The sequence below is a fragment of the Stenotrophomonas sp. Sm2128 genome (genome assembly GCF_030985535.1).
GTDB lineage: Bacteria > Pseudomonadota > Gammaproteobacteria > Xanthomonadales > Xanthomonadaceae > Stenotrophomonas > Stenotrophomonas maltophilia.
In genome coordinates this window covers 48,066-61,102 of the sequence record NZ_JAPTFQ010000004.1, presented here as the reverse complement: position 1 = coordinate 61,102, position 13,037 = coordinate 48,066, and the positions used below count along the sequence as shown (strand labels likewise).

Sequence of the window (13,037 nt, the reverse complement as noted above, 5' to 3'; positions counted from 1 at the left end):
GCGCCCCCCCGTCCAGCCGGTCAGATGCGACAGGTCACGCCGGGTCAGATCCAGCGCTGGTCGACCAGTTCGCGCTTCACGTAGGCATAGAACACCGGCGCCGCCACCAGCCCGGGCAGGCCGAACGCCGCTTCCATCACCAGCATGGCCAGCAGCAGCTCCCATGCGCGGGCCTGGATTTCACCGCCGACGATGCGCGCGTTGAGGAAGTATTCCAGTTTGTGGATCACGATCAGGTACAGCAGCGCGGCCACGGCCACGTAGAACGAGACTGACAGCGCGACGATGGTGATGATCGTGTTGGAGATGATGTTGCCCACCACTGGCAGCAGACCGGCGATGAAGGTGATCAGTACCAGCGTCTTGGACAGCGGCAGATGCACGCCGAACAGCGGCAGCACGCCCAGCAGGAAGATGGCGGTGAACACGGTGTTGAGCAGCGAGATCTTCACCTGCGCGAACACCACCTGGCGGAACGCGGTGGCCAGGCGGCTGGTGCGCCCGATCAGTTCCTGCGCCAGCGGCCCCATCTTCGGCAGCGGAAGTTCGTCGTACAGCGCGATCATCGCCCCCAGCACCATGCCGATCAGTACGCGCACGCCCACCTGCACCACCGACGTGCCGGCCACGCCCAGCTGGCGCTGGTGTTCGGCGGCCCAGTCATTCAGCGCCGCACGCAGCGCCGGCATGTCTTCGGGGATATACGGCTGCAGCAGCGCCGGTACCTGGTGGCGCGACGAATTGAGGATGTCCATCAGCCGCGCCAGCAGCGCGTCCGGCCCGCCGGTCTCGTTGCGGAAGAACGACGCCACGCCAATGCCGGCCAGCACCAGTCCGCTGATGATGATCGCCGACAGCACGATCACCGCGATTGCCCGCGCCCTTCCCGGCGGCAGCCTGCCTTCCACGGTCGACGCCAGCACGTGGGTCAGCTGGAACACCAGCAGCCCCGACAGCAGGGTTACCACCAGGCCCAGCTTCAACGCCAGCCACATGCCCAGAAGCATCATCAGCCAGGCCGCGATCCTCGGAACGGGGGGCTTGGGCTGGGCAACGAGGGCGTCTTGCATGGGCGGCGCGTCCGGGCGGGGTGGCCCATGGTAGAGGATTGGCGGCGACGATTCCGGGTGCAGGATGAACGGGCATCAGACGAGGATTGCGCCGCCCCTCACCCGCTCATCGGCACCTCCGGAATCACGCCGGAATCACACCCGGTCCAGCGCCAGATAGCGCGCCGTGCGCACGATCGCCTCGCGTTCGCCGAAGCTGGCCAGCTCGCCGGCAATACGCCCGCTGTCCCCGCTCGCGGCGATCTCCTGCAGCGTGCGCTGCATGGCCCGGATTGCGGCCCGTTGCAGGTCCGAAGGGATGATCACCAACCGGTAGTCGAGTTCGGCCAGCCGTTCCACTGGTACCAGCGGCGTCCTGCCACTGTGAAACATGTTGATCAGCTTCGGCCCGGGCACCCGTTGCCAGATCGCCTCGATCTGTTCCAGGGTTTCCGGTGCCTCCACGAAGATCATGTCCGCACCCGCGTCCACATAGGCCTGCGCCCGTTCGATGGCCGCGTCCAAGCCCTCGCAGGCGATGGCATCGGTGCGCGCAATGATCATCAGCTCCGGATCGTGCCGCGCCTGGCAGGCGACCCGGATCTTCGTGCACATCTCGGCTGCGTCGACCAGCGTCTTGTCATCCAGGTGCCCGCAGCGTTTGGGGAACGTCTGGTCCTCGATATGCAGCGCGGCGACGCCTGCCCGCTCGAATGCGCGCACCGTACGCTCCACGTTGGCGGTGCCGCCGAAGCCGGTGTCGGCGTCGGCGATCACCGGCAGGTCGCAGGCATCGACGATCTTCTCGATCTGCGCCAGCACTTCGGTGAATCCGAGCAGCCCGATGTCGGGCACGCCGGCCGAACGCGCGATGGCGCCGCCACTGGCATACACCGCCTCGAACCCGGCCAGCTCCACCAGGCGGGCCGACAGGCCGTCGAAGACCCCCGGTGCGATCACGCTGCGGCCGTGTCCGAGCAGGTCGCGCAGCTGGCGTGTCTTCTTCATGTGGTCTCCCTTGCAGATGGACTTTTGGCGTGGGATACCGATGATGTGGTCGCCACCGGCGATCGTCCAATACCGTGTTCGTACAGCATCAGAACGTCTGAGGTTCCAATGGAACTGCGCCACCTGCGCTACTTCGTCATGACCGCCCAGCTGCAGAGCTTCACCAGGGCCGCCGAGGCCCTGCACATTGCCCAGCCGCCGCTGGGGCAGCAGATCCGCGCACTGGAGGAAGAGATCGGAACACCGTTGTTCCATCGCCAGGGACGCGGCATCGTGCTCAGCGATGCCGGGCGGGTGTTCTGGAAAGCAGCGGAGGACATCCTCGCGCGCGTCGACCAGGCCAAGGAAGAGGCGTTGCGCGCCGCGCGCGGCGAGGTCGGCACGTTGACGTTGGGGTTGACCGAATCGGCGACCTATAACGAAGCGGTCACCGCGCTGATGCGCAGCTTCCAGCGGGCGCATCCAGCAGTGCAGGTGCAGCTGGTCGAAGATGGCAGTGAATCCCTGGTCCGGCGCCTGGATGATGGCGAGCTCGACGCAGTGATCGTGCGCCCGCCATTTTCCGGCACCGGTGAGCGGGTGACACAGCAACTCAGTGCCGAGCCACTGGTGGCAGTGCTGCCAGCCGATCACCCGCTGGCATGCCGGACGAGCATCGCGCTGGCCGAGCTGCGCGATGAGCGTTTCATCCTGTTCTCTCGGAAATCGGGGCAGGGCCTGAGTGCAGACGTAGTCGCCGCCTGCCGCAGCCAGGGGTTCACTCCGGCCATCCAGCAGGAAGCGCCGCAGGTGGCTTCAGCGATCAACCTTGCCGCCGCCGGCCTGGGTATCGCCATCGTGCCGGCGTCGATGCAGAGCATGCACCGGAGCGGCTTGGCCTTTGTTGCACTGGAGCTGGGCATGCCGACCACCACGCTGCAGTTGGCAGTGCGCTGCGATCCTCCCGCGACGGCCGCCCAGCTGCTGGCCTGCGCCAGAGACGTGACAACACCTCATTCGCCATAGCTGGCGTTGTTCTTGCCCTGGCGCTTGGCGTGGTAGAGCGCGCGGTCGGCCAATGCCAGCCAGTCCTCGACGCTGCCGCCGCGCGGCGTCGCCGCGATGCCGATGCTGACGCTGAACTCGATGCCCGGCGTTGCCTGCCGTGCTGCTTCCAGAAGGTGCAGACGAACCCGCTCTGCCACATGCATCGCATCGATGGGCGCACAGTCCTGCAGCAGCACGACGAACTCGTCGCCTCCCAGCCGCGCAGGGGTATCGCCGGGCCGGGCGAAGGCGCGCAGTGTTGCAGCGATATGCCGCAGCACTTCGTCCCCGGCACGATGACCATGCGAGTCATTGATGCGCTTGAAGTCATCCACATCAAGCATCAGCAGGCAGGCGAAACCACCCTGCCCCTGCGCCTTGTCCAGTGCCTGCTGCGCACGGACGATCAGGAAGCCGCGGTTGGCCAGCTCCACCAGCGGGTCCATCCGGCTCAGCCGCTTCAACTGGCGGTTCTGCGATTTCACCCGCCGCGCCAGCTGCCAGCTGAGGATGCTGAGGCCGATGCCGTAGACGAACAGGAACGGCACACTGAGTACGATCGTGCGCTGCGATGACACCGGCTGATAGGGAAACCCGAGTACCCACCAGGTGAGCGCGAACCCAACTGCCAGCGCCAGTGTGGCCCGTACCGCCAGCTTCACCCCGCCGGCGGCGATCTTGTCGGCGACCAGCAGCGCGGCGAACAACGCACTGGGCACCACGCTGAGCCCCATGAAGGCGATCCAGGCACCGCCAAAGAAGGAATCGATCACCATGCAGCGGAACTGGACCACCGCGGGCTGCCGTGAGCGATGGGTCAGCACGAGGGCGAGCGCCGGCCAGGCCAGCGCATTGAGCAGCAGCAGGCTCCACGCCAGCGCACCGTCCTGGCGTTCGAGCATGATCGAAGCAATGGGGATCGCCCCCAACCCGTTGCCCACGAAACGCATCCAGCCGATGCGCCGTGCCGCGCCGATGCCTTCGACCGAGACCTCGGTCGAGTCCGTCAAGAACGGCATTGCCGACCCCCTTGAGCGATCGCAGCTGCCACCAAGGCCCTTGCCGGGCTGCCTGCGGTGAGTCTGACAGCTCTGCGTCAATTCGGGATCAAGGTTGCAGAAGCCATCTGGCGACAATCAGTGAGGCAGCGCGCTCTGTCCTGCCCTCACCCGGCCCTGGGTGCAGCCGTCGAGCCCCGCAGCATCAGGCTGAAATCCAGCGTCTGCTGCAGCGGCACATCCACGTGTTCGATGATGGCAAGCAGCAGGTTGACCGCGCGCTCACCAATCTCCCGCATCGGCTGTCTGATCGTCGTCAGTGGCGGCGTGAGGTAGCGCGAGGAGGCCAGGTCGTCAAAGCCGACGATGGACAGATCCTCCGGCACTCGGATGCCCAGCTCCCGACAGGCCGCCAGGGTGCCCAGCGCCATCTGGTCGCTGAAGCAGAAGATGGCCGTCGGTGCAGACGTGCCGTCCAGCAGCGCCATGGCAGCCGCATGGCCGGATTCCACGGAAAAATCCCCCGGCACGATGCTCAACTGGCGCAGGCGGCCACGCACCTTGCCGGCCGCCCGCACCCCTTCCAGCCGTTGCTGGTGCAGCGGATTGTCAGGCGGCCCGCCGACCACCGCAATCCGTTCGTGTCCCAGCCCATACAGATGCTCCATCACCGCGCGTGCGGCCGCGGCGTTGTCGATGTGGACGCTGGGGATGCCCAGCGCAGGATCGAACTCGCAGCCGTTGACCACCGGCGCGGCGGCACCCCGCTGTTCGACGATGTCACGCGCCGTAGGTGGCAGGCGATGCCCCAGCACGATCATGCCGTCAGCCTCATTGCGCCGGAGCATCTGTGCATAGCGCTCCTCGCGATCCGGTTGATGCTGGGTGTCCCCCAGCAGGACCGCGTAGCCAACGGCCTGCGCGGCGTCCTCCGCACCCTGCAGGATCTGCGCGAAGAACGGATTGGCGATGTCCGGGACGGTGACCAGGATCTTGCCGCTGCGCTGGGTCTTGAGCGTGCGGGCCACCGTGTTGGGTACATAGCCCAGCGCGGCGGCAGCCTGCTCGATGCGCGCGCGGGTGGCCGGCAGGACCTTGTCCGGCCGCGAAAGCGCCCGCGACACCGTGCCTGCGGAGACGCCGACGTGCTTTGCGATGTCGTAGATGGTGGCCATGGCGTTAGTTCTCCTGTCCGCTGTGCACTGCACAACAGGTCCTGCGTGAGCCCCTGCTAGGATAATGCAATCGATTGCATCGAGGGCGAATCACGTTGAAGACGCTCAAGGGTCCAGCGCTGTTCCTGGCGCAGTTCATCGGCGACGCAGCTCCTTTTGATCGGCTGGACACGCTGGCCGGGTGGGCCGCGGGTCTGGGCTATTCTGGCGTACAAGTCCCCACCACGGCGCCCCACCTGTTCGATCTGGCCGAGGCCGCGCGCAGCCAGGCGTACTGCGACGATATCGCCGGCGTGCTGGCCGGTCATGGCGTGCAGATCACCGAGCTGTCCACCCATCTGCAGGGGCAGCTGGTCGCGGTCCATCCGGCCTACGACAGCCTGTTCGACGGGTTCGCACCCGCGGACAAGCGCGGCGATCCCGCCGCCCGCCAGGCCTGGGCAGTGGAACAGCTACTGTTGGCCGCCAAAGCCAGCCAGCGCCTGGGGCTGACCGCGCATGCCACGTTCTCCGGCGCATTGGCCTGGCCCTATTTCTATCCCTGGCCGCAGCGCCCACCGGGACTGGTGGAGGAGGCCTTCGCCGAACTCGGCCGCCGCTGGCGCCCCATCCTCGATGCGTTCGACGACTGCGGCGTGGACCTGTGCTTCGAGATCCACCCGGGGGAGGACCTGCACGACGGCGCGACCTTCGAACGCTTCCTCGATGTGGTGGATCATCACCCCCGCGCCAAGATCCTGTACGACCCCAGCCACCTGCTGCTGCAGCAGATGGACTACCTGGGTTTCATCGACCGCTACCACGCGCGCATCGGCATCTTCCACGTCAAGGACGCGGAGTATCGCCCCAGCGCAAGCAGCGGCGTGTATGGCGGCTACCAGGACTGGATCGAGCGTCCGGGCCGCTTCCGTTCGCTCGGTGATGGCCAGATCGACTTCAAGGCGATCTTCTCGAAGTTCGCCCAGTACGACTTCCCCGGCTGGGCGGTACTGGAATGGGAATGCTGCCTGAAGCACCCCGAGGACGGCGCACGCGAGGGTGCCGCCTTCATCCGCGACCACATCATCCGCGTGACCGAACGCGCCTTCGACGACTTTGCCGACAGTGGCACGGACGCCGCATCACTGCACCGCATGCTGGGAATCTGAGCCAAGACCGCCCCGGGAGGGCAAGCCATGACGCACGCCATGTCGCGCCTGGGCGCGATGATGTTTCTGCAGTTCTTCATCTGGGGGGCGTGGTTCGTCACCCTCGGAACCTACCTGGTGCAGGGCCCGCTGCAGGCCAGCGCGAGCCAGGTGGCCACCGCCTTCCTCAGCCAGTCCATCGGCGCCATCGTGGCGCCGTTCCTGGTCGGCCTGATCGCCGACCGCTACTTCGCGGCGCAGCGCATCCTTGCGGTGCTGCACCTGGCCGGCGCGGTGCTGATGTGGCTGGCGTCCACCGCCACCAGCTTCAGCGTGTTCTCGGCCTGCGTGATGGGCTACATGCTGCTGTTCATGCCGACATTGGCACTGGCCAACAGCGTGGCGATGCGGCACATGCAGTCGCCCGAGAAACAGTTCCCGCTGGTACGCGTGGCCGGCAGCATCGGCTGGATCATCGCCGGTGTGCTGATCGGCTGGCTGGGCTGGGAACAGGCCCATCGGCTTGAACTGACCTTCCGCATGGCCGCGCTGGCATCGCTGGTGCTGGGCCTGTATGCATTCACCCTGCCGCACACGCCACCGCTGGCGCAGCAGCGCGATGCCGGACTGGGGCAGATCCTGGGGCTGGATTCGTTGCGACTGCTGAAGTCGCGCGCCTACCTGGTGTTTTTCCTGGCGTCCATCGCCATCTGCATTCCGCTGTCGTTCTACTACAACTTCACCAATCCGTATCTCAACGACCTGGGCGTGCGCGGTGCAGCAGGCCTGCAGTCGCTGGGCCAGGTCTCTGAAGTGCTGCTGATGCTGGCCATGCCGTTCCTGTTCGTGCGGCTGGGAGTGAAGACCATGCTGGCGGTCGGCATGGCCGCCTGGGTGGTGCGCTACGCCATGTTCGCCTTCGGCGATGCGGGCAGCGGTTTCTCCCTGCTGGTGATCGGCATCGTGCTGCATGGCATCTGCTACGACTTCTTCTTCGTCACCGGCCAGATCTACACCGATGCGCATGCCGGCCCCGCCGCGCGCAGCAGCGCGCAGGGGTTCATCACCCTGGCTACCTACGGCGTGGGCATGCTGATCGGCACCTTCCTGTCCGGCGCGGTGGTGGAGCACTTCACCACCGAGGCCGGCCCCGACTGGCAGCAGATCTGGCTGTTCCCGGCCGGCGTTGCACTGGTGGTGCTGATCGCCTTCCTGCTGCTGTTCCGCGACCGGCCGGCGGCCACGGCCGCGCCCTCCACACCCTGAGGATCCCAGTCGATGCCCAAGCTTGGAATCGCCATCGTCGGCGCCGGCATGATCGGTGCAGTGCATCGTCGTGCAGCACTGCTGGCGGGTGCCGAGGTACGCGGCGTGGCCGCCTCGTCACCGCAGCGCGCGCATGAGGCCGCGCAGTCCTGGAATGTCCCGCGCGCCTACCGGGATATCGAGGAGGTGATCGCCGATCCGCAGGTACAGGTCGTGCACGTGTGCACGCCCAACCATCTGCACCGCGCCATGGCACAGGCTGCGCTGGAAGCCGGCAAGCACGTGATCTGCGAGAAACCGCTGGCGACGACGCTGGATGATGCACAGGCGCTGGCGGCGCTGGCCGCATCGACCGGATTGGTTGCCACGGTGCCCTTCGTCTACCGCTACCACCCAGTGGTCCGGGAGGCGCGCGCACGCATCGCCCAGGGCGATCTGGGGCCGTTGCACCTGATCCACGGCAGCTACCTGCAGGACTGGCTGCTGGATCCGGCCAGCAACAACTGGCGCGTGGACCCCGCGCTGGGAGGCACGTCGCGCGTGTTCGCCGACATCGGTTCGCACTGGTGCGACCTGGTCGAATGGGTCAGTGGCGAGGGCTTCGCCGAAGTGAACGCGGCGTTCTCCACGGTAATCGCCGAGCGTGGCGCCGTCAGCGGGCAGAGCTTCAGCACGCCAACGGCCGCCAGCGCGATGCAGGCTGTCACCAGCGAAGACGTGGCCGCAGCGATGTTCAGGACCGGCGCCGGCACGCTGGCGTCATTGACGGTCAGCCAGGTCTCGGCCGGACGCCACAACCGCCTCTGGTTCGAGATCGATGGTGCCAAGGCCAGCGTGGCCTTCAACCAGGAGGATGCCGAACGACTCTGGATCGGCCTGCCCGATCAGCGCGAGGAAACCTTCATGCGCGGCCCCGGTGCCGGCAGCGCCGAACAACGCCGCCTTTCCGTGCTGCCGGCCGGGCATGCACAGGGCTACGCTCAGTGTTTCGAGGCGTTTGTCGCCGACACCTATCGCGCCATTGAAGGCGAGCGGCCGCAGGGCCTGCCCACCTTCGAAGACGGCCTGCGCTCGGCACGGATCGTCGATCGCGTCATTGCATCAGCCAGGTCACGTGCCTGGACCACCATCGGTTGAATTCCGGGAGGATCTGTTGATGAAAGCTCTTTTCCGTAGAAGTGCAAGTCTCATCCTGCTGCTCGCTGCCCTGCCCGTCTTCGCGAGCGAAGCCGCCACCACGCAGAAGCCGATCGCGGTGCAGATGTACACCCTGCGCAATGCAGGCTCGCTCGATCAGCAGTTGAAGATCGTCCACGACGCGGGCGTCCGTGCGGTGGAAACGGTCGGTACGCAGAACACCAGCGCCACCGAACTCAAGCAGCTGCTGGACCGGTATTCGATCAAGGCGGTTTCGTCGCACGTGCCACTGGCCGAGCTGCGGGGCAACCTGGATGGTGTGGTGACGTTCAACCGGTCGATCGGCAACAGCACGCTGGTGGTGCCTTACCTGGACCAGAAGGACCGCCCAACCGATGCCGCGGGTTGGACCGCATTGGGCAAGGAGCTGGGCCGCATCGCCAAGCAGGTGCGCGGCAAGGGCATGCGCCTGGCCTATCACAACCACGATTTCGAGCTGGCCGACTTCGACGGTCAGACCGGGCTGGAGCTGCTGTTCGCAGCGGCCGGGCCCGACCTGCAGACCGAGCTGGACCTGGCCTGGGTTGCACGCGCGGGCCTGGACCCGGCGGTGATGCTGGGAAAATTCCGTGGACGCGTGTTTGCGGTGCACGCCAAGGACAATGCGCCGAAGGGCCAGGCCCAGGATGAAGGCGGATTCGCCGCGGTGGGCCAGGGCGTGCTGGACTGGAACGCGATCCTGCCCGCCGCTGCGGCGGCCAAGGTGCAGTGGTACATCGTCGAACACGACCAGCCACGCGACCCGGCCAAGGTCATCCAGACCGGCGCGGACTACCTGCGTGAACACCTGCCCGCCAACGTGCCCACCCGTGCACGGCGCTGACGCATCAAGGAGCCCCACATGAAGATGATCCTGGCCCTGGCCCTGGCTCTGGGCGGCATGAGCACTTCAACGGCAGCCCGGGCCAAGGACGATCCTGCCGCCGGCGCGAAACTCTATGCCCAGCACTGCACTGCCTGCCACGGTGCTGAACGCGCCGGCGTACCGCCGACCTTCCCGGCGCTCACCGACGTCGGCAAGCGGCTTCAGCCCGCCCAGGTCAAGGACAAGATCAGGAAGGGCGGAGGATTGATGCCGCCCTTTGCCCAGCTGTCGCAGCAGGAGATCGACGACCTCGCCAGCTATCTGGCGAAGTAGGCGGCCGGCGACCACGCCGGCCGCGTGCCGCTACAGTTCGCGCACCCAGATGTTGCGGTAGCTGACCCTGGAGTCATGCTCCTGCAGATAGAGCGGCGCGCACGCATGGGGTGCGTACGAAGGCGCACCGATGTACTCGGTCCTGCCTGCCAGCACGGTGTCGTCCTGCACGAGTACGCCGTTGTGCAGCACGGTGATGCGCGCGGGGGACGTCAGGCCGCCGCCCTGCGAGAAGCGCGGCGCCTTCCAGATGATGTCGTAGACCTGCCACTGGCCCGGTGCGCGCGAGGCGTTCACCCGTGGCATGGCCTGCTTGTAGATCGAACCCGCCTGGCCGTTGGCATACGTCGGGTTGTTGTAACTGTCGAGCACCTGCAGCTCGTACAGTTCCTGCAGGAAGATGCCGCTGTTGCCCCGGTTCTGGCCGTCGAAGCCCTTCGTCTCGGTGGGGGTACGCCATTCGACATGCAGCTGGACATCGCAGAAGCGTTGCCGGGTGCGGATGCCTTTGCTGCCCGGAACGACGGTCATGGCGCCATCGGCAACCGTCCAGGGCACGCGCCCGCCCTGCTCTGCCTCCCACGCCGAGACATCCTTGCCATCGAACAGCACGATGGCATCGGAGGGGGCCTTGCCTGGCGGCGTGGCCACGACTGCGGGCACGGGCGTCCACACTTCGGTCTTCTTCGGGTCACGCGCAGCGTCGGCGCCGTCGTGAGCGAATGCGGATGCAGCGGCCAGCAGGCCGGCCGTGATCAACGCAGGGCGGAGCATCAGGGTGGCGTCCATCAGCTGGTCCCCCACGCGGGCGTACCGGGGACATAGGCCAGGTCACCGTCGTAGCGGCCCGGCACGGCGACGTACTGCAGCACACCGGTCGCCCCGACCTTTGAAGTGAAGAAGCCGAAGATGGCCAGCTGCTTGATCATCGTGAAGTAATGCGGCATGGCCTCGCCTTCCTCGGGAGTGCCGGTCTCGGTCACGTCGGCATTGCGTGCCTTGGCTTCGGCGTCCAGCGTTCGCAGCAACCCGGTGCGGGCTTCCGGCGTGAGCGATACGAAACGGCCACCGGCGCGCGTGTCGATGTCGGCCAGGCCGGCGCGGAACGTCGCCTGCTGCCGGGCGGTGTAACAGTCGCTGACGAACGTCGCCATGAACGCACCGGCACCCGCGTCCTTGGCCCCGGGCGTCCTTGTCCGCGGCAGGATGGTTTCGGCGATCTCGTCCAGCATGCCGATGTCGGCATCGGAGAACGCGGGCATCGCCCCGGCAGCCGGCACCTTGCCATGCACCAGCGCAGGCAGGCCAACCATGGCCGCACCGGTAGCGGCAACGATCATCTTCAACAGTTCGCGGCGATCCATCAGAGGTTCCCCGCTTTCAGTTCGCGTACCGCATGGTCGGCCGCGCGCGCGGTCAGCGCCATATAGGTCAGCGAGGGATTCACGCAGGCGCTGGAGGTCATGCAGGCACCATCGGTCACATAGACGTTGGGGGCATCCCAGACCTGGTTGTGCTGGTTCAGCACCGAGCTCTTCCGATCACGTCCCATGCGCGCGGTCCCCATCTCGTGGATGCCCTTGCCCGGTGCATAGTCGTTGTCGTGCATCTTCACGTCCTTGACGCCGGCCGCCTCCAGCATCTCGGCGGCATCGGCGGCCATGTCCTTGCGCATCGCCAGTTCGTTGGCACGCATGGCAACGTCCATCGCCAGCACCGGCAGCCCCCACTTGTCCTTGCGGTCGTGGTCCAGGCGGATCGCATTGTCGTGGTGCGGCAGCATTTCACCGAACCCGGTCATGCCGATGCGCCAGTCACCCGGCACGGTCAGCGCCTCCTTCAGGTCCGCGCCGATGTTCAGCTCGGCGATCTCGCGTGACCAACCGGTGCGGCTGGCGCCACCCTGGTAGCCGAAGCCGCGCAGGTAGCCACGCTTGTCCGAGGCGACGTTGCGGAACCGCGGAATGTAGAAGCCGCAGGGACGACGGCCAAAGTAGTACTTGTCTTCGTAGCCCTCGACCCGGCCCGAGGCGCCCGCACCGAAATGATGGTCCATCACGTTGTGCCCCAACTCGCCCGAAGATGAACCCAGTCCGCCGTCCCATACATCGGTGGCCGAGTTCATCAGCAGCCACGTCGAGTTGAACGACGACGCGTTGAGGAAAATCACCTTGGCCGTGTACTGGTAGGTCTGGCCGGTCTCGGCGTCGATGACCTCCACGCCGCGGGCACGCTTGCGGTCCTTGTCGTAGAGCACTTCCTTGACGATCGAGAACGGACGCAGGGTCAGGTTGCCGGTCTTCATCGCCGCTGGCAGCGTCGCCGCCTGGGTGGAGAAGTAGGCACCGAAGGGACAGCCCAGGATGCACTTGTTGCGGTACTGGCAGTTGACGCGCCCCTGCTCGGGCATCGGCTTGGTGATGTTGGCAGTGCGCGAGTGGATCATATGGCGCGTTCCGCCGAAGGCCTTCTTGATACGCGCGGCCACATCCTTCTCGACGATGTTCAGGGGAATCGGCGGCAGGAACTCGCCGTCTGGCAGCACGTCCAGTCCTTCGCGCGTGCCAGCGATGCCGGCGAACTTCTCCACGTGGTCGTACCACGGCGCGATGTCGGCGTAGCGGATCGGCCAGTCCGCGGCGATACCGTCCTTGAGATTCGCCTCGAAATCCAGATCGGAGAAGCGATAGCTCTGCCGCCCCCACATCAACGATCGGCCACCGACGTGGTAGCCACGGAACCAGTCGAAACGTTTGGTCTCGATGTAGGGCGAGTCCTGCTCGTTCGCCCACATCCCTTCCAGGTTCTCGGCCAGGCCGTAGTCGCGCATCAGCACCGGGAAGTCGGCCTTCATCGCCTGCGTCGGACGGTTTCGGTGCGGGAAGTCCCACGCCTCCTTCATCGCGTTGACGTAGTCCTTGACGTGCTCGATGTTGCGGCCCCGCTCCAGCATCAAGACCTTCAGGCCCTTCTCGGTCAGCTCCTTCGCTGCCCAACCGCCACTGATTCCCGAGCCAACAACAATGGCGTCGTAGTGATTATCTGCCATGGGT

General features: G+C 66.3%; 13 protein-coding genes. 6 read left to right on the top strand and 7 right to left on the bottom strand.

Annotated features, from left to right (window positions below; all coding sequences use genetic code 11):
* Positions 1 to 44: 44 nt before the first annotated feature.
* Both O0K41_RS02450 and O0K41_RS02445 read right to left on the bottom strand, forming a co-directional pair.
* On the bottom strand, positions 45 to 1,070 hold the full coding sequence (locus O0K41_RS02450) for an AI-2E family transporter (protein WP_019337057.1): 1,026 nt from the start codon (positions 1,068 to 1,070) through the stop codon (positions 45 to 47).
* Positions 1,071 to 1,205: 135 nt separating this feature from the next.
* Positions 1,206 to 2,180 (bottom strand): isocitrate lyase/PEP mutase family protein, encoded by a 975-nt coding sequence (locus tag O0K41_RS02445; protein WP_239522816.1) that lies wholly within the window; start codon positions 2,178 to 2,180, stop codon positions 1,206 to 1,208.
* On the opposite strand from O0K41_RS02445, the gene O0K41_RS02440 reads away from it, so the two are divergent.
* The gene (locus O0K41_RS02440) at positions 2,166 to 3,062 is read left to right on the top strand and encodes a LysR family transcriptional regulator (protein ID WP_057502663.1); all 897 of its coding nucleotides are present in this window, start codon (positions 2,166 to 2,168) and stop codon (positions 3,060 to 3,062) included. The two genes, O0K41_RS02445 and O0K41_RS02440, sit on opposite strands and share 15 nt — an antisense overlap.
* On the opposite strand, the gene O0K41_RS02435 is transcribed toward O0K41_RS02440, so the two are convergent.
* Both O0K41_RS02435 and O0K41_RS02430 read right to left on the bottom strand, forming a co-directional pair.
* Positions 3,050 to 4,102: a sensor domain-containing diguanylate cyclase gene (locus tag O0K41_RS02435; protein WP_164221456.1), complete on the bottom strand. Its 1,053-nt coding sequence runs from the start codon at positions 4,100 to 4,102 to the stop codon at positions 3,050 to 3,052. The two genes, O0K41_RS02440 and O0K41_RS02435, sit on opposite strands and share 13 nt — an antisense overlap.
* Before the next feature lie 146 nt (positions 4,103 to 4,248).
* Positions 4,249 to 5,256, bottom strand: a complete 1,008-nt coding sequence (locus O0K41_RS02430) for a LacI family DNA-binding transcriptional regulator (RefSeq protein WP_164221458.1) — start codon at positions 5,254 to 5,256, stop codon at positions 4,249 to 4,251.
* Between the two features lie 95 nt (positions 5,257 to 5,351).
* Here O0K41_RS02430 and O0K41_RS02425 point away from each other — a divergent pair, with 95 nt between their 5' ends.
* From O0K41_RS02425 to O0K41_RS02405, 5 genes are read left to right on the top strand one after another with little or no spacing between them, the layout of a single operon-like run.
* On the top strand, positions 5,352 to 6,404 hold the full coding sequence (locus O0K41_RS02425) for a sugar phosphate isomerase/epimerase family protein (RefSeq protein WP_164221460.1): 1,053 nt from the start codon (positions 5,352 to 5,354) through the stop codon (positions 6,402 to 6,404).
* A 27-nt stretch (positions 6,405 to 6,431) separates the two neighbouring features.
* Positions 6,432 to 7,649, top strand: a complete 1,218-nt coding sequence (locus O0K41_RS02420; RefSeq protein WP_164221462.1) for a nucleoside permease — start codon at positions 6,432 to 6,434, stop codon at positions 7,647 to 7,649.
* Between the two features lie 12 nt (positions 7,650 to 7,661).
* Positions 7,662 to 8,786 carry a Gfo/Idh/MocA family oxidoreductase gene (locus O0K41_RS02415; RefSeq protein WP_049403239.1) on the top strand — a complete coding sequence of 375 codons (1,125 nt, stop codon included), beginning with the start codon at positions 7,662 to 7,664 and terminating at the stop codon, positions 8,784 to 8,786.
* Positions 8,787 to 8,805: 19 nt separating this feature from the next.
* Entirely contained in the window at positions 8,806 to 9,669 is an 864-nt protein-coding gene (locus O0K41_RS02410) for a sugar phosphate isomerase/epimerase (RefSeq protein ID WP_108270290.1), read from the top strand.
* A gap of 18 nt (positions 9,670 to 9,687) precedes the next feature.
* Entirely contained in the window at positions 9,688 to 9,984 is a 297-nt protein-coding gene (locus O0K41_RS02405; RefSeq protein ID WP_012479397.1) for a cytochrome c, read from the top strand.
* A gap of 30 nt (positions 9,985 to 10,014) precedes the next feature.
* Here O0K41_RS02405 and O0K41_RS02400 read toward each other — a convergent pair whose 3' ends face one another.
* Genes O0K41_RS02400 through O0K41_RS02390 form a run of 3 tightly spaced genes read right to left on the bottom strand, consistent with a single transcriptional unit; the run spans position 10,015 to position 13,033 of the window.
* On the bottom strand, positions 10,015 to 10,773 hold the full coding sequence (locus O0K41_RS02400) for a DUF1080 domain-containing protein (RefSeq protein ID WP_049448744.1): 759 nt from the start codon (positions 10,771 to 10,773) through the stop codon (positions 10,015 to 10,017).
* On the bottom strand, positions 10,773 to 11,348 hold the full coding sequence (locus O0K41_RS02395) for a gluconate 2-dehydrogenase subunit 3 family protein (RefSeq protein ID WP_005412559.1): 576 nt from the start codon (positions 11,346 to 11,348) through the stop codon (positions 10,773 to 10,775). Before O0K41_RS02395 ends, O0K41_RS02400 begins: the two co-directional genes overlap by 1 nt.
* Positions 11,348 to 13,033 (bottom strand): GMC family oxidoreductase, encoded by a 1,686-nt coding sequence (locus tag O0K41_RS02390; protein WP_164221465.1) that lies wholly within the window; start codon positions 13,031 to 13,033, stop codon positions 11,348 to 11,350. Before O0K41_RS02390 ends, O0K41_RS02395 begins: the two co-directional genes overlap by 1 nt.
* Positions 13,034 to 13,037 lie beyond the last annotated feature (4 nt).